Origin of the sequence: Acidocella sp. MX-AZ02, assembly GCF_000306035.1 — a bacterium.
In the GTDB taxonomy this organism is placed as follows: domain Bacteria; phylum Pseudomonadota; class Alphaproteobacteria; order Acetobacterales; family Acetobacteraceae; genus Acidocella; species Acidocella facilis.
Window position 1 is genome coordinate 1 of record NZ_JH976246.1, and the last position, 830, is coordinate 830.

Here is an 830-nt window from a genome sequence, read left to right on the forward strand (position 1 = left end):
TTTTTTGGGGCTTGTTGAGATTTAAGGATTCCCCTGACCACGTCTTTTGTGATTCACGCTTTTCATGGAAGAGCGTTTTGTCCTGACTGACGCCCAATGGGCGAAGATTGAGCCGCACTGCCTTGGGAAAGTGGGTGATCCCGGGCGGAGCGGTTTGAATAACCGCTTATTTGTTGAAGGTGTTTTGTGGATTGCGCGCACGGGCAGCCCGTGGCGTGATCTGCCGCCGTGGTTTGGTAAATGGAACACGGTGTTCAAGCGTTACCGTGACTGGGTAAAAGCTGGTGTTTTTCAGAAGCTTTTCGAGGCCTTATCGGATGAGCCGGACATGGAATACGCGATGATCGACGGCACGGTTGTAAAGGTCCATCGCCATGGCCAAGGCGCAAAAGGGGGACCAAAAGCCAGGCCATAGGGCGCAGCGTCACCGGATGGGCGACCAAAATCGTCGCTTTAACAGACGCGCTCGGCAATCTGGTCCGCTTCGTCATTATCCCCGGTCAGCATTTTGACACTGTCGGCGTCGCCCCGCTCATCCAGCAGGCGGACTTTGCCGCTTTGCTTGCCGACAAGGCATTTGACGTAGAGTGGATCCGTGAGGCTCTGGAAAAGCAAAAGGCAGAGGCCGTCATTCCCCAACGGAAAAACCGTATCGTCAAACGCGATTATGACAAAACGACCTATAAGGCCCGCCATCTCATCGAAAACTTTTTCGCCAAACTCAAGGAGTTCAAGCGTATCGCCATGCGCAGCGACAAGACAGACCAATCCTTCAAAGCAATGATCTATCTCGCCGCTGCAACAATCAATTCACGATGAATGTCAACAAG

Annotated in this window: 1 protein-coding gene; it reads left to right on the plus strand. The window is 52.9% G+C overall.

Annotation, left to right across the window (positions count from 1 at the left end; genetic code table 11):
- Positions 1–64: 64 nt before the first annotated feature.
- A protein-coding gene (locus MXAZACID_RS18555) for an IS5 family transposase (protein WP_144052895.1) occupies positions 65–819 on the plus strand; the annotation gives its coding sequence in 2 pieces (ribosomal slippage) (positions 65–398 and positions 398–819; 756 coding nt in all).
- Positions 820–830 lie beyond the last annotated feature (11 nt).